Annotated in this window: 19 protein-coding genes; 8 read left to right on the top strand and 11 right to left on the bottom strand. The window is 52.1% G+C overall.

Annotated elements, in window-relative coordinates; all coding sequences use genetic code 11:
* Window positions 1–23: 23 nt before the first annotated feature.
* Complete coding sequence (locus tag LG381_RS11510) at window positions 24–566, bottom strand: YfaZ family outer membrane protein (protein ID WP_225762431.1); 543 nt, start codon at window positions 564–566, stop codon at window positions 24–26.
* A 278-nt stretch (window positions 567–844) separates the two neighbouring features.
* Between LG381_RS11510 and nudI the strand changes: the two genes are divergently transcribed.
* The gene (gene nudI, locus LG381_RS11505) at window positions 845–1,270 is read left to right on the top strand and encodes a nucleoside triphosphatase NudI (RefSeq protein WP_001249882.1); all 426 of its coding nucleotides are present in this window, start codon (window positions 845–847) and stop codon (window positions 1,268–1,270) included.
* Window positions 1,271–1,308: 38 nt separating this feature from the next.
* Here the strand turns inward: nudI and ais are convergent, their stop codons facing one another.
* Window positions 1,309–1,911, bottom strand: a complete 603-nt coding sequence (ais, locus tag LG381_RS11500) for a lipopolysaccharide core heptose(II)-phosphate phosphatase Ais (protein ID WP_225762430.1) — start codon at window positions 1,909–1,911, stop codon at window positions 1,309–1,311.
* 316 nt (window positions 1,912–2,227) lie between these two features.
* Here ais and arnB point away from each other — a divergent pair, with 316 nt between their 5' ends.
* Genes arnB through arnF form a run of 7 tightly spaced genes read left to right on the top strand, consistent with a single transcriptional unit; the run spans window position 2,228 to window position 9,578 of the window.
* Complete coding sequence (arnB, locus tag LG381_RS11495) at window positions 2,228–3,367, top strand: UDP-4-amino-4-deoxy-L-arabinose aminotransferase (protein WP_225762429.1); 1,140 nt, start codon at window positions 2,228–2,230, stop codon at window positions 3,365–3,367.
* Window positions 3,368–3,370: 3 nt separating this feature from the next.
* Window positions 3,371–4,339, top strand: coding sequence for an undecaprenyl-phosphate 4-deoxy-4-formamido-L-arabinose transferase (arnC, locus tag LG381_RS11490; RefSeq protein ID WP_225762428.1), 969 nt, complete (start codon window positions 3,371–3,373; stop codon window positions 4,337–4,339).
* Complete coding sequence (gene arnA / locus LG381_RS11485) at window positions 4,339–6,315, top strand: bifunctional UDP-4-amino-4-deoxy-L-arabinose formyltransferase/UDP-glucuronic acid oxidase ArnA (RefSeq protein ID WP_225762427.1); 1,977 nt, start codon at window positions 4,339–4,341, stop codon at window positions 6,313–6,315. Before arnC ends, arnA begins: the two co-directional genes overlap by 1 nt.
* A 2-nt stretch (window positions 6,316–6,317) precedes the next feature.
* A complete protein-coding gene (gene arnD, locus LG381_RS11480) occupies window positions 6,318–7,211 on the top strand; it encodes a 4-deoxy-4-formamido-L-arabinose-phosphoundecaprenol deformylase (protein WP_105280567.1) in 894 nt (297 codons plus the stop codon).
* Window positions 7,208–8,860, top strand: a complete 1,653-nt coding sequence (arnT, locus tag LG381_RS11475; protein ID WP_175119641.1) for a lipid IV(A) 4-amino-4-deoxy-L-arabinosyltransferase — start codon at window positions 7,208–7,210, stop codon at window positions 8,858–8,860. The genes arnD and arnT overlap by 4 nt, the downstream gene beginning before the upstream one ends.
* Complete coding sequence (gene arnE, locus LG381_RS11470) at window positions 8,857–9,192, top strand: 4-amino-4-deoxy-L-arabinose-phosphoundecaprenol flippase subunit ArnE (RefSeq protein WP_000638041.1); 336 nt, start codon at window positions 8,857–8,859, stop codon at window positions 9,190–9,192. Before arnT ends, arnE begins: the two co-directional genes overlap by 4 nt.
* Window positions 9,192–9,578 (top strand): 4-amino-4-deoxy-L-arabinose-phosphoundecaprenol flippase subunit ArnF, encoded by a 387-nt coding sequence (gene arnF, locus LG381_RS11465; protein ID WP_000523886.1) that lies wholly within the window; start codon window positions 9,192–9,194, stop codon window positions 9,576–9,578. Before arnE ends, arnF begins: the two co-directional genes overlap by 1 nt.
* Here arnF and pmrD read toward each other — a convergent pair.
* The 9 genes from pmrD to LG381_RS11420 all read right to left on the bottom strand — a co-directional run bounded on the left by pmrD (window position 9,572) and on the right by LG381_RS11420 (window position 17,843).
* The gene (gene pmrD / locus LG381_RS11460) at window positions 9,572–9,838 is read right to left on the bottom strand and encodes a signal transduction protein PmrD (protein WP_225762426.1); all 267 of its coding nucleotides are present in this window, start codon (window positions 9,836–9,838) and stop codon (window positions 9,572–9,574) included. The genes arnF and pmrD overlap by 7 nt on opposite strands.
* A 109-nt stretch (window positions 9,839–9,947) precedes the next feature.
* Complete coding sequence (menE, locus tag LG381_RS11455; protein ID WP_225762425.1) at window positions 9,948–11,303, bottom strand: o-succinylbenzoate--CoA ligase; 1,356 nt, start codon at window positions 11,301–11,303, stop codon at window positions 9,948–9,950.
* Window positions 11,300–12,262, bottom strand: a complete 963-nt coding sequence (menC, locus tag LG381_RS11450; RefSeq protein WP_225762424.1) for an o-succinylbenzoate synthase — start codon at window positions 12,260–12,262, stop codon at window positions 11,300–11,302. Before menC ends, menE begins: the two co-directional genes overlap by 4 nt.
* Window positions 12,262–13,119 (bottom strand): 1,4-dihydroxy-2-naphthoyl-CoA synthase, encoded by an 858-nt coding sequence (gene menB / locus LG381_RS11445; RefSeq protein ID WP_000639990.1) that lies wholly within the window; start codon window positions 13,117–13,119, stop codon window positions 12,262–12,264. Before menB ends, menC begins: the two co-directional genes overlap by 1 nt.
* A 14-nt stretch (window positions 13,120–13,133) precedes the next feature.
* On the bottom strand, window positions 13,134–13,892 hold the full coding sequence (menH, locus tag LG381_RS11440; protein WP_225762423.1) for a 2-succinyl-6-hydroxy-2,4-cyclohexadiene-1-carboxylate synthase: 759 nt from the start codon (window positions 13,890–13,892) through the stop codon (window positions 13,134–13,136).
* Window positions 13,889–15,559 carry a 2-succinyl-5-enolpyruvyl-6-hydroxy-3-cyclohexene-1-carboxylic-acid synthase gene (gene menD, locus LG381_RS11435; protein WP_225762422.1) on the bottom strand — a complete coding sequence of 557 codons (1,671 nt, stop codon included), beginning with the start codon at window positions 15,557–15,559 and terminating at the stop codon, window positions 13,889–13,891. The genes menH and menD overlap by 4 nt, the downstream gene beginning before the upstream one ends.
* 88 nt (window positions 15,560–15,647) lie before the next feature.
* Window positions 15,648–16,943, bottom strand: coding sequence for an isochorismate synthase MenF (gene menF / locus LG381_RS11430; RefSeq protein ID WP_001191450.1), 1,296 nt, complete (start codon window positions 16,941–16,943; stop codon window positions 15,648–15,650).
* A 78-nt stretch (window positions 16,944–17,021) separates the two neighbouring features.
* Window positions 17,022–17,327, bottom strand: a complete 306-nt coding sequence (gene elaB / locus LG381_RS11425) for a stress response protein ElaB (RefSeq protein WP_000070617.1) — start codon at window positions 17,325–17,327, stop codon at window positions 17,022–17,024.
* A gap of 54 nt (window positions 17,328–17,381) precedes the next feature.
* Window positions 17,382–17,843, bottom strand: a complete 462-nt coding sequence (locus LG381_RS11420; RefSeq protein WP_225762421.1) for a GNAT family N-acetyltransferase — start codon at window positions 17,841–17,843, stop codon at window positions 17,382–17,384.
* Window positions 17,844–17,874 lie beyond the last annotated feature (31 nt).

Here is a 17,874-nt window from a genome sequence, read left to right as displayed (position 1 = left end):
GCAGAACGCCGCGCCGGAAGGCATCAGAAACTGGCGTAAACCCCGACATACGGGCCGTCAGCCACGGCGTTGTCGCGGTTACCGTCTTTACCCGACAGATTCAGGTAGCGATAACCCGCCTCAATACTGACTGGACGCATAATGGTGTAACGCGCGCCAGCATTCGCTTCTTCATAACTTTTAATACCGCTGGAGAGCGAATCCGGAGAGTAGTAATACTCACCAAACAGACGGAAGCTATCGCCAATTTGCCACTGCAAGCCACCGCCTACCGCTGCGGCATAGCCTTCATCGCCGTCGTTCGGGTTGGTGTAAACGCCTTTACCGCCCACAGTTGCCATTAACGGTCCCAGCGGCAGATTCAATCCCAGACCAACGCCCGCGACGTCACCGTCGTCATCGTTATGTGTCCAGTTACCGCTTAATGCCAGACCGGTCGATTCAGTACCGAAACCGACGCCAATATTGGTATATTCTTTTCCCGCCTGACCGCTAATGCTTATCGCATTTGCCGATGCAGAAACCAATAGCATTCCAGCCAGAACTGGCAGCGCAAATTTTTTCATTTTTACCTTTTCCCGCAAGAAGATAATTAAAAGTCCCCAAAGCTGCGGGATTGTACTGCCTGACACAGAGGATTCAATGCGTGAAAAAAGCGATCTGCTAACTTATTGTAACTAAATACTTCTTGAATAATTAAGTGCAGAAAAAGTAGCCACCAAAAAGATGAAACCAAAAAAAACAATCACCATGATTATCATCGCAAAAAAGACCAATGCCACTTTCACGCGTTGATCGATTGCCGTATTCTTTTGTTTTATTTTTGGTGGTAAGGAATATTCCCATGCGTCAACGGACTATAGTTTGTCCCTTAATTCAAAATGATGGTGCTTATCTGCTGTGTAAAATGGCCGACGATCGCGGCGTTTTCCCCGGACAATGGGCGCTGTCTGGGGGCGGCGTAGAACCCGGTGAGCGCATTGAAGAAGCATTACGTCGTGAAATCAGAGAAGAGCTGGGCGAGCAACTGATTCTTACTGACATCACACCGTGGACGTTCAGTGATGATATTCGCATCAAGACATATGCAGATGGCCGCAAGGAAGAGATTTATATGATTTACCTGATCTTTGACTGCGTCTCTGCCAACCGTGAAGTGAAAATTAACGAAGAGTTTCAGGAATACGCATGGGTAAAACCTGAAGATCTTGCTCACTATGATTTGAATGTCGCCACTCAGAAAACATTACGTTTGAAAGGTCTGATGTAACAGTAATGACAGCCATTATTGGCTGTCATATTAACAAATCACCGATTAACAAACTCACCATCCAGTAAAACGTTGCCATTTTCAACATGCATTACCAACCCATCCAGATAATCTGGTTTAAATGTCACGCTACGTTTATCTTTTGCGATATAGGTCAGACAATGGTTATGGGTGAAAATAACGATATTTTTATCTGGAGCTTTGCTTTGCAACTCCTTAATTGTGCTATAAATCTCATTTCTACATTGTAAAAACCGTTTATCTACCGTCAGTTTTTTTCCAGCAGAAAACCAGGTCGCTGATTGAATAGTCCGAACGGCATTACTGGAATAAAGATCGAAATCAGGGATGTCCGCGCTAAAAGCTTTGCCCAGTTCACGGGCATTCTGAGCACCTTTCACCGTAATGCCTGTTTTGTCTGACAAGCATTGATTAGAGGAGCGATCGCAGCGTTCCGCATGGCGAAACAGAACCACAACCGGGTGCTGCTGCGCTAATCTGGCCAGCGTTTTATTGTCGATACGCGGCAAACCATTACTGCTCCAGGCAGCATGTGTACCCAGCCCCACAATCGCCCCAATCGCCAGTAAAATGTAGATATATTTTTTAGACTTCAACGAAGTCCCACTAAAAGCTAACACTTAAGCTCCACCTATAGACAAGCGTAGCCAGCTAAATGACCGCGAAAACAAACGACATTTTCACCGGTAAATAGTGGCTGGGATAGTATTAAAACATTACGATGCACGCAAAATGCCTTAAATCTTGTCAAATTAAAAGCCTGAATAAGATACAAAAACAAAAAAAATAATATTTAAGCCTTATATTCATTCCTTAAGGTTAAATTAATATTCTACCCTTAGAATTTCACTCCAAATGGCAAAATACACATAACGTTCCCTATGACAGATATTAGCGAATAACAGGGAAAGGTATTCAATGGCCGAAGGAAAAACGATGTCAGACTTTTTACCTTTTTCGCGTCCGGCAATAGGCGCGGAAGAACTCGCTGCAGTTCAAGAGGTTTTCGAATCCGGTTGGATAACCACTGGCCCGAAGAATCAAGCACTGGAAGCGGCCTTTTGCCAGTTGACAGGAAATCAACATGCCATCGCAGTCAGCTCGGCCACTGCTGGAATGCATATCACGCTGATGGCGCTGGGGATTGGCGCTGACGATGAAGTCATCACGCCCTCCATGACCTGGATTTCAACCCTCAATATGATCTCCCTGTTGGGCGCAACGCCGGTGATGGTGGACGTTGATCGCGATACGCTGATGATCACGCCTGAAGCGATCGAAGCGGCCATTACGCCCTACACCAAAGCGATTATCCCGGTGCATTATGCCGGAGCGCCAGCAGATATTGACGCCATTCGCGCCATTGCTGAACGCCACGGTATCGCGGTCATTGAAGATGCCGCCCACGCCGTCGGTACGTATTACAAAGGTCAGCATACTGGTGCAAAGGGCACCGCTATTTTTTCGTTTCACGCCATCAAAAATATTACCTGCGCGGAAGGCGGCCTGATTGTTACTGATAATGAAAACCTCGCCCGCCAGCTACGGATGCTGAAATTTCATGGTCTGGGTGTCGATGCATACGACAGACAAACCTGGGGCCGCGCACCGCAGGCTGAAGTATTAACGCCAGGCTATAAGTACAATCTGACCGATATTAACGCTGCGATAGCTCTGACGCAGTTGAATAAATTAGAGCAACTCAATACTCGCCGTCACGAAATTGCCCTGCAATATCAACACGCACTGGCGGATCTCCCTTTCCAGCCTTTAAGCGTTCCTGCATGGTCACACGTTCACGCCTGGCATCTGTTTATCATTCGTGTTGATGAACAACGTTGTGGTATCAGCCGCGATGCTCTGATGGAAGCGTTAAAAGAAAGAGGCATTGGAACCGGGTTACATTTCCGCGCCGCCCACACGCAAAAATATTATCGCGAGCGTTTTCCAACGCTGTCGTTGCCGAATACGGAATGGAATAGCGAACGCATCTGTTCGTTGCCGCTGTTCCCGGATATGACCACCGCCGATGCCGATCGCGTCATCACTGCCCTTCAGCAACTCGCAGGACAATAAGCCATGTTTGAAATCCACCCTGTTAAGAAAGTCTCGGTGGTTATTCCCGTTTATAACGAGCAGGAAAGTTTACCGGAATTAATCAGGCGCACCACCGCAGCTTGTGAATCACTGGGCAAAGAGTATGAAATACTGTTGGTTGATGACGGCAGTAACGACAACTCCGCACAAATGCTGGTCGATGCCTCACAAGCGGAGGGCAGCCATATTGTGTCTATTTTGCTTAACCGCAATTACGGACAACATTCGGCAATTATGGCGGGATTCAGTCACGTTACCGGCGACTTAATCATTACTCTTGATGCCGATCTCCAGAATCCACCAGAAGAAATCCCCCACCTGGTGGAAAAAGCCGATGAAGGTTACGACGTGGTAGGGACTGTGCGCCAGAATCGCCAGGACAGCTGGTTTCGTAAAACCGCCTCGAAGATGATTAACCGGCTTATCCAGCGCACCACCGGCAAAGCGATGGGCGACTACGGCTGTATGCTGCGCGCTTATCGCCGGCATATTGTCGATGCGATGTTGCACTGCCATGAACGCAGCACCTTTATTCCTATTCTGGCGAATATCTTTGCCCGCCGCGCCATTGAAATTCCGGTGCATCATGCCGAGCGTGAGTTTGGTGAATCCAAATACAGCTTTATGCGCCTGATTAATTTGATGTACGACCTGGTGACCTGCCTTACCACTACGCCGCTACGTATGCTGAGTCTGCTCGGCAGCATTATTGCGATTGGCGGTTTTAGCATCGCGGTGCTGCTGGTGATTTTACGCCTGACCTTCGGACCACAATGGGCGGCTGAAGGCGTCTTTATGCTGTTTGCCGTGCTGTTTACCTTTATTGGCGCTCAGTTTATCGGCATGGGCTTGCTCGGTGAATATATCGGCAGGATCTACACCGATGTCCGCGCCCGCCCCCGCTATTTTGTTCAGCAAGTTATCCGTCCATCCAGCAAGGAAAATGAATAATGAAAACCGTCGTTTTTGCCTACCACGATATGGGATGCCTGGGCATTGAAGCCTTGCTGGCTGCCGGTTACGAAATTAGCGCCATTTTTACCCATACCGATAATCCTGGCGAAAAAGCGTTTTATGGTTCGGTGGCTCGTCTGGCGGCGGAAAGAGGCATTCCGGTTTACGCGCCGGATAACGTTAACCATCCGCTGTGGGTAGAACGCATAGCCCAACTGTCACCTGATGTGATTTTCTCTTTTTATTATCGCCATTTGATCAGCGACGAGATTTTGCAGCTTGCTCCCGCAGGCGCATTTAATCTGCATGGTTCGCTGTTACCGAAATATCGTGGTCGCGCGCCGCTGAACTGGGTGCTGGTGAACGGTGAAACGGAAACTGGCGTTACGTTGCACCGAATGGTGAAGCGTGCCGATGCCGGAGCCATTATTGCCCAGCTACGCGTTACCATTGCGCCGGATGATATTGCCATTACGCTACATCATAAATTGTGCCACGCCGCGCGTCAGTTACTGGAACAGACGTTACCCGCTATTAAACACGGTAATATTCTGGAAATCGCCCAGCGTGAGAACGAAGCCACCTGTTTTGGTCGCAGAACACCGGAGGACAGCCGCCTCGAATGGCATAAACCGGCTTGTGAACTCCACAACATGGTGCGTGCCGTTGCCGATCCCTGGCCTGGCGCCTTTAGCTATGTTGGCAATCAGAAATTTACAGTCTGGTCGTCCCGCGTTCATTCCCTTACTACTGCCGCACAGTCGGGCAGCGTGATTTCTGTTTCACCGCTGTTGATTGCCTGTGGTTATGGCACGCTGGAAATCGTCACCGGACAGGCGGGCGACGGCATTACCATGCAAGGCTCACAATTAGCGCAAACGCTGGGGCTGGTGCAAGGTTCACGATTAAATAGCCAATCAACCTGCGCTGCCCGACACCGTACCCGGGTACTCATCCTCGGGGTGAATGGCTTTATTGGTAACCATCTGACAGAACGCCTGCTGCGCGAAGATCATTATGAAGTTTACGGTCTGGATATCGGCAGCGATGCGATAAGCCGTTTTCTGAATCATCCGCGTTTTCACTTTGTCGAAGGCGATATCAGTATTCATTCCGAATGGATTGAGTATCACGTCAAAAAATGTGATGTCGTCTTGCCGCTGGTGGCGATAGCCACACCGATTGAATATACCCGCAACCCGCTGCGCGTATTTGAACTCGATTTTGAAGAGAATCTGCGCATTATCCGTTATTGCGTGAAGTACCGTAAGCGAATCATCTTCCCGTCGACTTCAGAAGTTTATGGGATGTGTAGCGATAAATACTTCGATGAAGACCATTCTAATTTAATCGTCGGCCCGGTGAATAAACCGCGCTGGATTTATTCGGTTTCAAAACAATTACTTGATCGGGTGCTCTGGGCGTATGGCGAAAAAGGAGGTTTACAGTTCACCCTCTTCCGTCCGTTTAACTGGATGGGGCCAAGGCTGGATAACCTGAATGCGGCGCGAATTGGCAGTTCGCGCGCTATTACGCAACTCATTCTCAACCTGGTGGAAGGTTCACCGATTAAGCTGATTGATGGCGGAAAACAAAAACGCTGCTTTACTGATATTCGGGATGGCATTGAAGCGTTATACCGCATTATCGAAAATGCGGGAAATCGCTGCGACGGCGAAATTATCAACATTGGCAATCCTGATAACGAAGCGAGCATTGAGGAACTGGGCGAGATGCTGCTGGCGAGCTTCGAAAAACATCCACTGCGCCATCACTTCCCACCGTTTGCGGGCTTTCGGGTTGTCGAAAGTAGCAGCTACTACGGCAAAGGATATCAGGACGTAGAGCATCGTAAACCGAGCATCCGCAATGCCCACCGCTGCCTGGGCTGGGAACCGAAAATTGATATGCAGGAAACCATCGACGAAACACTGGATTTCTTCCTGCGCACTGTCGATCTTACGGAAAAATGATCATGACCAAAGTGGGCTTACGCATTGATGTCGATACCTTTCGTGGCACCCGTGAAGGCGTGCCGCGCCTTCTGGAAATCTTGAGTAAGCATAATATTCAGGCCAGCATTTTTTTCAGCGTCGGCCCGGACAATATGGGTCGCCATCTCTGGCGACTAGTGAAACCACAGTTTTTGTGGAAAATGCTGCGCTCAAACGCGGCATCGCTTTATGGCTGGGATATTTTACTGGCCGGTACGGCATGGCCAGGTAAAGAGATTGGTTATGCCAACGCCGATATCATTCGCGAAGCGGCTAAATACCACGAAGTCGGCCTGCACGCCTGGGATCACCATGCCTGGCAAGCCCAGAGCGGTAACTGGGATCGCCAAACAATGGTCGACGATATTGCACGTGGTCTTCGCACCCTTGAAGAGATTATCGGCCAACCGGTAACCTGTTCTGCCGCTGCGGGCTGGCGTGCCGACCAGCAGGTGATCGAAGCAAAAGAAGCGTTCCATTTGCGCTACAACAGCGATTGTCGTGGGGCGATGCCGTTTCGTCCATTGCTCGAATCAGGAAAACCCGGTACTACGCAAATTCCGGTGACCTTACCCACCTGGGATGAAGTGATTGGTCGGGATGTGAAAGCGGAAGATTTTAACGGCTGGCTACTCAACCGCATCCTGCGAGATAAAGGCACGCCGGTTTATACCATTCATGCAGAAGTTGAAGGCTGCGCTTATCAGCATAATTTTGTGGATCTCCTGAAACGTGCTGCCCAGGAAGGCGTGACATTTTGCCCTTTAAGCGAACTGTTATCAGAAACGTTGCCGCTCGGACAAGTTGTTCGCGGAAGTATTGCCGGACGTGAAGGCTGGCTGGGTTGCCAACAAGCTGCGGGAATGCTTCCATGAAATCCGTTCGCTATTACGCAGCATTCTTTGCGTTTATCACCGCCTATTATCTCTTGCCGATTAATTATCGTCTGCTCTGGCAACCTGATGAAACACGTTATGCGGAAATCAGTCGGGAAATGCTGGCATCCGGAGACTGGATTGTGCCCCATCTGTTAGGGCTACGTTATTTTGAAAAACCCATTGCCGGATACTGGATTAACAGCATTGGGCAATGGCTATTTGGTGCGAATAATGTTGGTGTGCGGGCAGGCGTTATCTTTGCGACCCTGTTAACCGCCGCGCTGGTGGCCTGGTTTACACTGCGCTTATGGCGCGATAAACGTCTGGCACTACTCGCCGCAGTGATTTATCTCTCATTGTTTATTGTCTATGCCATCGGCACTTATGCCGTGCTCGATCCGTTTATTGCATTCTGGCTGGTGGCGGGAATGTGCAGCTTCTGGCTGGCAATGCAGGCACAGACGTGGAAAGGCAAAAGCGTGGGATTTTTACTGCTGGGGATCACCTGCGGCATGGGGGTGATGACTAAAGGTTTTCTCGCCCTCGCCGTCCCGGTATTAAGCGTGCTGCCGTGGGTAGCGACGCAAAAACGCTGGAAAGATCTCTTTATTTACGGCTGGCTGGCGGTTATCAGTTGCGTACTGACGGTTCTCCCCTGGGGACTGGCGATAGCGCAGCGGGAGTCTGACTTCTGGCATTATTTTTTCTGGGTTGAGCATATTCAACGCTTTGCGATGGATGATGCCCAGCATAAAGCTCCGTTCTGGTACTACTTGCCGGTCATTATTGCCGGTAGCCTGCCGTGGCTGGGGTTACTCCCCGGTGCACTGTACACAGGCTGGAAAAACCGCAAGCATTCCGCAACCGTCTATTTGTTGAGCTGGACGGTGATGCCGCTGCTGTTTTTCTCCGTCGCGAAAGGCAAATTACCTACCTATATTCTTTCCTGCTTTGCACCTCTGGCAATGCTGATGGCGCATTACGCTTTGCTGGCAGCAAAAAATAATCCTCTGGCGTTGCGGATGAATGGCTGGATTAACATCGCTTTTGGTGTCACTGGCATTATTGCCACGTTTGTAGTCTCCCCCTGGGGAGCAATGAACACTCCAGTGTGGCAAACCTTCGAGAGCTATAAAGTCTTCTGTGCATGGTCGATTTTTTCGCTATGGGCATTTTTCGGCTGGTATACCTTAACAAACGTGGATAAAACCTGGCCTTATGCCGCGCTTTGCCCGCTGGGGATGGCGTTGCTGGTAGGATTTTCAATTCCTGACAGAGTTATGGAAGGAAAACATCCGCAATTTTTTGTCGAGATGACACAAGAATCACTGCAGCCAAGCCGCTATATTCTTACCGACAGCGTCGGCGTTGCCGCTGGTCTGGCATGGAGCCTGCAACGCGATGACATCATCATGTATCGCCAGACGGGTGAATTGAAATACGGCCTTAATTATCCGGATGCGCAAGGGAGATTTGTCAGCGGTGATGAGTTCGCAAACTGGCTTAATCAACATCGTCAGGAGGGGATGATTACACTCGTGCTTTCGGTTGACCGCGATGAAGACATCAACAGTCTCGCCATTCCGCCCGCTGATGCCATCGATCATCAGGGACGTCTGGTGCTCATTCAGTATCGTCCCAAATGATCTGGATGATTTTAGTCTTTGCCAGTCTGCTTAGCGTAGCCGGGCAGTTGTGTCAGAAACAGGCAACCGGCTTTGTGGCAATAAAAAAGCGGCGCAAACATATCGTACTGTGGCTGGGACTGGCGCTGGCTTGTCTTGGCCTTGCGATGGTGCTCTGGCTACTGGTCTTGCAGAGCGTTCCGGTAGGCATTGCCTACCCGATGTTGAGTCTGAATTTTGTCTGGGTGACGCTGGCGGCAGTAAAACTGTGGCACGAGCCGGTATCGCTGCGTCACTGGTGCGGGGTAGCATTCATTATTGGCGGCATTGTGATCCTGGGGAGTACGGTGTAATGGGGCTGATGTGGGGATTGTTCAGCGTCATGATTGCTTCTGCAGCACAATTAAGTCTGGGTTATGCGGCAAGTCATCTGCCATCGATGACGCGGTGGCGGGATTTTATCGCGGCGTTTTTTGCTTTTGATACCGGTGCTCAGATTCTGCTGGTCGGATTGCTTGGTTATCTGATCTCAGTTTTTTGCTGGTATAAAGCGTTACATCAACTGGCACTCAGCAAAGCCTATGCCTTACTGAGTATGAGTTATGTACTGGTATGGATAGCTTCAATGGTGCTTCCTGGTTGGGAAGGGACTTTTTCACTGAAAGCGCTGCTGGGCGTAACCTGTATTGCGAGCGGATTAATGCTGATTTTCCTGCCCACGACAAAACAACGTTACTGAATTCTCCCAGCCGATTTACACTGCCGTTCCCACTCATCGGGGCTGTAACTGCTTGCCGAGAGGACTTTCACCGTGTGCAACTTTTCACGATTAATACAGTAAAGCGCATTCTGCAAAGGCGAGAGTAAATCCCCCACTTTCACGGCGAACTCACTCTTCACTTCAGCGATCATTTTTATCGCGCCGCCAGCATCGCAGAGCATAAGTACATGTCTCTTATCTTGTTTATTGCAGCACGATTTTTTGACCAGCCATTCCATTGCATTATCCTGTTAACTAAGAGTTTTCACATTAAGTTACAGATTAACAGATAAACTCTTTATCAACGGCAATGGAATGGCAAAAATGAGAAGTGAAACGGATGTTCCATTACTGCTGGCGTTGAACCCACTCTTTCAACGCCTGGCGTGAAATTTTAATGCCGCCGTTTTTCAGTTCTGATGGCAACGTCAGCCAACGCACCGGTTGCTGAAAACGGGCCAGCTTAACTTTCACCCATTCGCTAAGATCCACGCTGTCCTGGTCATACTCCACCACAGCTACCGGGCGATGACCAAACTCCTTGTCTGCAACGGGGACGATAAACACTTGCAAAACCGCAGGATGTGCAGCAATAACCCGCTCCACCTCTTCCGGCTGAATACCTTCGCCACCGCTAAAGAACAGATTATCCAAGCGCCCGACAATGGTCAGTTTACCGTTATGCATCTCGCCGCGATCGCGCGTAGCGTACCAGCCTTCATCATTGAGCAGCGACACCAGTTGCCCGTTACGCCAGTAACCTTCTGCCATACTGGCAGCGCGCAACCATACCTCATCGTTAACAACTTTCACTTCCCGACCGGGCAACGGCGAACCGACGTCTGCCAGACCGTCGGCTTCTTTCGCACACACCGTGGAGGCAAACTCGGTCAGACCATAGCCGCAAAAGCAACGAATACCCTGCTCGCGCGCCTGTTCCGTCAACTCGATCGGGATAGCCGCGCCGCCAAGTAACACCGCTTTCAGGGAAACTGAACTACGGTTAACCAGCAAACGCCAGAGCTGCGTCGGCACCAGCGAAGCGTGCGTACAGCCTGCCAGCATTTGCTCCAATGGCTGTTTATCACGCACCGTCATCCGCGCGCCAGCATACAACCAGCGCCACATAATTCCCTGCCCGGAAACGTGAAATAGCGGTAAAGAGAGCAGCCAGTCATCGTGCTCGCCAAACGGAATCAGCGATAACACCCCTTGCGCACTGGCAAGATGCGCCTGACAGGTATGGACGGCGGCTTTCGGCAAGCCGGTGGAACCGGAGGTTAATGTCATCGAACAAAGACGTGTCGGCTGCCAGAGGGCAGCATGTGTGCCCTCCCTCGACTGAATTTGCAGCGACGTTAACGCCCAAACGGTGTTTTCCCCTTCCGGCACCAGCGCAAATTGCAGAGTAAGATTGGGCAGCAACTCCTCAAGCAACGGCTGCGGAAGCTGTGGGTTGACGGGAAGCACCCGCGCACCGCATTGCAGCAACGCCAGCCAGGCCAGCAGCGTTTGCGGTGTATTCCACGCCCGCAGCATCACGCCGCTGCCCTCAACCACGCCCTGCGCCGCAAAGCCCGACGCTAATTCATCGACGCGAGCGCAAAGCTCGCGCCAGTTGAGTTGCTCGTCATTGAGACGCAAGGCGATGGCATCTCCCCGCACCTGCCGCCAGTGACGCCACGGCCAGTCAGAGAAGATCATAGCAGCCGCTCCAGTGCATCAATGTCCACTAACGGCAGTGGGCTGTCTGGCCAGCGACGAACCTGCTGCGCCTGCATCAGATCCAGCGTGTCCAGACCCGGAATGGTGTCTGGCGTTAACCAGGCCGCAATCCGCGCCAGTTGCGTTAAGCCTAAGCTCGACTCGATGGAAGAACTGATCACCGCCGTCAGCCCCAGCGCGTGCGCCGCCTGCACCTGCTCGCGTACTTTCTCCAGGCTGCCCGTGAGCGTAGGTTTGATCACCACCGCGCGCACGCCCTCTTCCGCCACAAAGGCAAAATCCGGCTCGCGCAGGCTTTCATCCCAGGCAATGGCAATGCCAGTTTCACGGGCAAAGGCGCGGGAATCATCGCGTGTTTTGCACGGTTCTTCGAGAAAAGCGATGCGGTCGCGATAATCCGGATTGACATATTTGGCAAACTGCTGGCTCTTCAGCGGCGTCCAGGCGCGATTCGCGTCAAGACGCAAATGCAGATCCGGAACCGCTTCCAGCAACAGATTCACTACCATGCCATCGCGCACGGCTTCGTACAATCCCACTTTGACCTTCGCCACTTTCTCGCCAGGCATATCGGCAAGTTTGAGGATCAGATCGTCCGGATCACCGTTACACAGCGGTGCCGCACGGTAATTGGCTGCTTGCGGCAACGTATCAGTAAGCTCTGCCAGCGCGCAGCTCACGCCAAAGGCGACGGAAGGCATTTGCGGTAATTCGCAATCGCCTGCCAGCCAGTCATTTACCCAGGCAAGCAGCACGCTTTGCGCCTCTTCCCAGGTTTCCTGACTGAAGCCCGGCAGTGGGGAGATCTCTCCCCACCCTTCGCGCCCGCCATCGAGCAGGCAAACGTACAGCCCGTCGCGGGTTTTTAACCGCCTGTCGCGCAGAACCACCCCCGCGTCCATGGGGATCTGCCAGCGGTATACCTGCGCGCTACGCATTACGGATTCCGTTTAAATTTGCTGAAATCAGGCTGACGTTTCTGGTTGAAAGCATTACGACCTTCCTGACCTTCTTCCGTCATGTAGAACAGCATGGTGGCGTTACCCGCCAGCTCTTGCAGCCCTGCCTGACCGTCGCAGTCGGCGTTCAGCGCAGCTTTCAGGCAGCGCAGCGCCATCGGGCTGTTTTGCAGCATTTCGCGGCACCAGCGGACGGTTTCTTTTTCCAGATCCGCCAGTGGCACAACGGTGTTAACCAGCCCCATATCCAGCGCCTGTTTCGCGTCATACTGACGGCACAGGAACCAGATTTCACGCGCTTTTTTCTGCCCGACAATACGCGCCATATAGGAAGCGCCCCAGCCGCCGTCGAAGGAACCGACTTTCGGCCCAGTCTGACCGAAGATGGCGTTTTCTGCCGCAATGGTCAGATCGCACATCATGTGCAGAACGTGACCGCCGCCGATGGAGTAGCCAGCCACCATCGCGACAACCGGTTTTGGACAGGTACGGATCTGGCGCTGGAAGTCCAGCACGTTCAGGTGATGTACGCCGGAGTCATCTTTATAGCCACCGTAATCGCCACGCACTTTCTGGTCACCGCCGGAGCAGAACGCTTTATCGCCTGCGCCAGTCAGAATGATCACGCCGATGTTATCGTCATAACGCGCATCCGCCAGCGCCTGGATCATCTCTTTTACCGTCAGAGGACGGAAGGCATTGCGCACCTGCGGACGATTAATGGTGATTTTTGCGATACCGTCGGCGGATTTTTCATAACGAATGTCCTCGAAACCTTCGGAACAGTCGTGCCATTCAACCGGTGCGTAAAGCATTGCTTCATCAGGATAAATCATATTGTGTCCTTTAGTCAGAAACGCAAGATCTGCGCCAGACTTGCGATTACGCCAGCGGGATTTTCCCGGTGCGCGTTATGTCCGGCGCGAGGAATGACATGGCAGTCAGCAGCCAGTTCCGCCGCCAGAGCGCGGAATTTGCTGTCACGTTCACCACATAAATAATAAAACGCAAATGTGCGGGCGCTAAGGTTAGCACGTAAATCAGGCTGGACGGACAATGAGGTTGCTTCCAGCATGGCGGCAAGGGTTGCGCCATTATTGTTGCTACGCAGCGTCACCAGTTCCCGGCGCTGCTCGTCGTTAAGCGAGGCAAAAACTGGTTGTTGATACCAGTCGGCAAATACTGCCGTTAATGGTTCTGTGCGAAAACGCTGCGCCCAACGGTGATCGGAACGCTGACGTTCCGCGCGTTGTTCAGCACTTTGCAGCCCAGGATGCCCGCCCTCGACAATAACCCCATCAAGCCCCGATATCCCCTGACAAGCTGCCATCATCGCCACGCGTCCACCGAGCGAGTACCCCACCAGCCAGCAGTTAAGTATGTTGTAACTAACAAGGGTTTTACGCAGTAAGTCGGTGAGATCATCAAAACCATCGACGCTAATTTCCGCCGAACCGCCGTGACCTGGGAGATCAACATACAACCGCGAGTAGTCGGCAAACGCTTCGCCGACTTCCTGCCATTCGTGGCAATCACCGGAAAAACCGTGCAGAAAAACCAGCCAGGGTAAACCTGGCTTGCCGTGTTTTTCCTTCGCGTGCAGGATCATAAATGGCTTACCTGCGCCAGCAATTGCTGGAGGGTCTGTGCGCCATCGGTGTCGTTAACCACCATCTCAATCACGGTGGTGGTCGGGGTGCGCCAGGCGTCGGCAAGCGCCGCTTCAAGTTCCTGCCAGTTTTGCGGGCGATGATATTTCAGCTCAAACATCGCGGCAGCATGATCAAAATGGACGTTTTGCGGCATCAGATAGAAACGCTCGCGCTCGCTTGTCGGCGTTGGTAGCAGCGAGAAAATTTGCCCGCCGTTGTTGTTTACCACAATTAATACCAGCGGCGCGGAAACCTGACGCAGTAACGCCAGTGCGTTCAGGTCGTAAAGTGCGGAAAGATCGCCAACAATCGCCAGCGTGGGTTTACCGCTCGCCCGCTGAACACCTGCGGCGGTAGAGAGCAGTCCGTCAATACCGCTGGCTCCACGGTTGCTGTAAACCGGATAACCTGCCGGAAGTTGCGAGAGCGCATCAATCAGACGCACCACCAGGCTGTTACCGACAAACAGTTGCCCCTGTTCCGGCAGATAGTCGCTGATGCGGTGCGCCAGTTGCGCTTCACCAAATGCATCTCGGCGCGCCACAACCGCCTGCATTGCCTGTTCAGCCAGACGCGGGATTTCAACGCACCAGGGCTGGCGTTTTTCTGCCGGATGCAGTTCCAGCCAGTCGGCGATATTAGCAATCAGCCGACGTCCACGATGGTGCGCCGGGTCGAGTCGCCCTTCGATATTATCAACAATCCAGTACTCTTCCGGCTCACAACTTGCCTGCCATTGCAGTAACCGTTTGCCGGTCAGGCTGCTCCCCAGTTGCACCACAATCTGCGCCTGCTGTAACTCGCTGATCGCTTTGGCATTGCCTAACCAGAGATCGGCACACGGCAGCGGCTGCCCGGTTTGCGACAGCACGTCGCCAATCAGCGGCCAGCCAAGAGTTTGCGCCCACAGGGCGACTTTTTTGCCCTCTTCCGCACTCATGCGACCCGCAACGACCACACCGCGCTTTTGCCGCCAGAAGAACCAGTCGCGCTGTTTTTCACTTTCCAGACGAGGCGCTTCACGCAGCCACGGTTTATCGTCCTGCCACCAGTCGCCCAGACGTTGTTGCCAGCTAAGCCCGGTGTCGTCCATCTCGCCATACAACGGTTCAGCAAACGGGCAGTTGATATGGACTCCGCCAGTATGCAAAGTACCGAGAACATGGTCGATGGTAGATACCAGCCAGCGAGCGGGAATATCCTGGGTCGGACGCGGTAGTGAAATGCTATGCATGGGGTGAGAGGCGAACATTCCCGGCTGGCGAATCGCCTGATTCGCGCCGCAGTCGATCAGTTCCGGCGGACGATCGGCGGTTAACAGGATCAGTTTTTCTCCGGTTAACCCCGCTTCAATCAGTGCCGGATAGAGATTTGCCACCGCCGTGCCGGAAGTTACTATCACCGCCACCGGCTGTTTGCTGACCTTCGCCAGCCCCAGTGCCAGATGCCCCAGCCCACGCTCATCAAAATGGGTGTGGTGGATGAATGCAGAATTTTCCGCCGCCGCTAACGTTAACGGCGTAGAACGAGAGCCAGGGGCAATGCAGACGTGTCTGACGCCATGACGCGTTAATGCTTCCAGAATGACCGCCGCCCAGCGTCGGTTAAATGCGCTTACTGACATGAGTTTGTCCGGTATCAATATTGCGGCTAAGTATAAGGAGCTACAAAAATAGATTATTGATATGAATCGGTAATGATGCGACTCATTACTATTCCATTTGTAATAATGTTCGCAACCCTGCCGCTTTGTTGTCGATTTCCTGCCACTCCTGCTCGGGGTCTGAGCCTCGGACAATGCCTGCTCCGGCATATAATCGCACCACATTGTCACTGATTTTCGCCGAGCGCAGGGAAACGCAGAATTCGCTTTGTTGTAATGAGAGATAACCCGCAGAACCGGCATACCATTCACGGGTGAACGGTTCGTGCCGGGCGATGAACTGCCGCGCCAGATCGCGCGGTAAGCCAGCAACGGCTGCCGTTGGCTGCAACTGATGTAAACAGATCACATCATCCGCTTTGTTGAGTGAAGTCCAGATACAGCGGCGCAGATGCTGCACTTTACGCAGGCGCAGTACCTGCGGCGGTAACACATCCAGCGTCTGGGTATCGGCCTGCAATCGTTGGCAGATATCTTCCACCACCAGCATGTTCTCGCGCTGGTTTTTATCATCCGCCATCAGCCACTCACCCAACTGTTGCGCCTGCTTATCATCAGAATGATTTGCTACCGTTCCCGCCAGGGCTTCGGTACGCAGAGCTTTGTCTCGCCGCCGCCATAGCCGCTCAGGCGTTGAGCCAAGAAAAGCATTTTCGCCATCAAAGGCCATGTAAAAATGATAGCAGTTCAGATTGAGCCGCCGGCTGGCAGCCATCATCGCCGCTGCATTGACCGGACTTGCGAAATGCAGGTCAGTCGCCCGGGCAAGAACCACTTTGTCGAGTTCACCTTCGGCGATGGTTTTCGTTGCCAGTTCGATTAATCGCGTCCAGCCAGTTTTGTCCGGCCAGTGTTGTTCTTTCGTGGTGGTTAAACGTAACGCGGGCAAAGGTTTAATATTCGCCAGTGTGGCGATAAATTCTTTTGCCTTAACTGCATCGTGCTGAAGGGAATTTTCACTGAATAGCGTCAGCCGTAGCGTGGCTTTACCGCCACAGCGTCGCCATTCCAGACGTGGTAAAAGTAGATTACCCTGCGACGGGTCAAACGCATTCAATCCCCAGATGCGTAAGTCGGTGTGTTCCGGATACTGACGAAGAAAACGTTGCGCCTGCCCCAACGACGTAAAGCGGATGATTGCGCCCAGCACGGCAGCTTCTTCATCGCCATTACGTTGTTGCCAGTAAAATTGCGGATACGTTTGCTGACTGGCCAGCCAGCTTAAGGCATCAAAAGCGTCATTGAGAGGGAAAGGAATGTCGAAAACCCGAATGCCGGGTGTCGCCGGAATCTCTTGCGACAAATGGCGCAGTAGATTTCCCAGCGCCGTAGTAAGTGATTGCACGCGGACCTCTCCCTGTTAAAAGCCTCACATTATACGGGGTACTACAGAAAAAATGCAGTACCCCAGTGTAGGGAGGTTTTAACGGCGTGCCAGCAATAGTCCTAATACCAGTCCAACAGCCGCGCCAACGCCAATTCCCTGCCAGGGTTTTTCATGGACGTAGTCATCGGCGCGATAAACTGCCTGCTTCGCCCGATAGTAATAACTGTCAGAAGCCTGGCTTACCCTTTTTTTCACATCATCCAGCGCCTTTTCTGCACGCGCCTTTAGTTCAACATATTTTTGATCGGCGGGATCGCCAGAGGAACGTAGTACCTCGTCAAGTGTTTCACTCAGCAACGTCAGGTCGTCATCGATACGTGTATCACCAAACTGATTAGACATTCTCGTTCTCCATTTGCGTAAAACCTGCCACTAACTATAGACAACGGTTATCGATTACGCCTGAATAACCTCGCGCGCCATCCCGATATGCGGAATACCATCTTCCTCATAAATATCGGTCACAGGGATGAAACCAAATTGCCCATAAAAGTTTTGTAAATGCGCCTGCGCCCCCAGATAAATCGGCTTCTCCGGCCAGTGGCGAGTACACAATTCCAGCGCCTTACTCATCAATTGCTGACCAATTTTTTCGCCGCGTAAGGCTTCGCTGACAATCACCCGACCAATCACAACGGGTTGCAGTTCGTCGTCACTTTTCAGAATCCTCGCATACGCCACCAGTGTCCCGTTATGCCAACCGAGAATGTGGCGATTTTCTCCCACCAGATCGTCGCCATCGATATCCTGGTAAGGACAGTTTTGTTCCACTACAAATACCGCACAACGCAGTTGTAATAAGGCATAAAGCTGAGAAACGGATAAATCAGAATGATGCAGATCTTGCCAGTCGATCATGGAAGGCTCCTTTGTGCTGTTTGCTTTATAC

Source organism: Escherichia sp. Marseille-Q3837 (assembly GCF_916618735.1).
Taxonomy (GTDB): domain Bacteria; phylum Pseudomonadota; class Gammaproteobacteria; order Enterobacterales; family Enterobacteriaceae; genus Escherichia; species Escherichia ruysiae.
The sequence above is the reverse complement of the archived record's forward strand: the minus strand, read 5'-3'. Positions and strand labels throughout refer to the sequence as shown.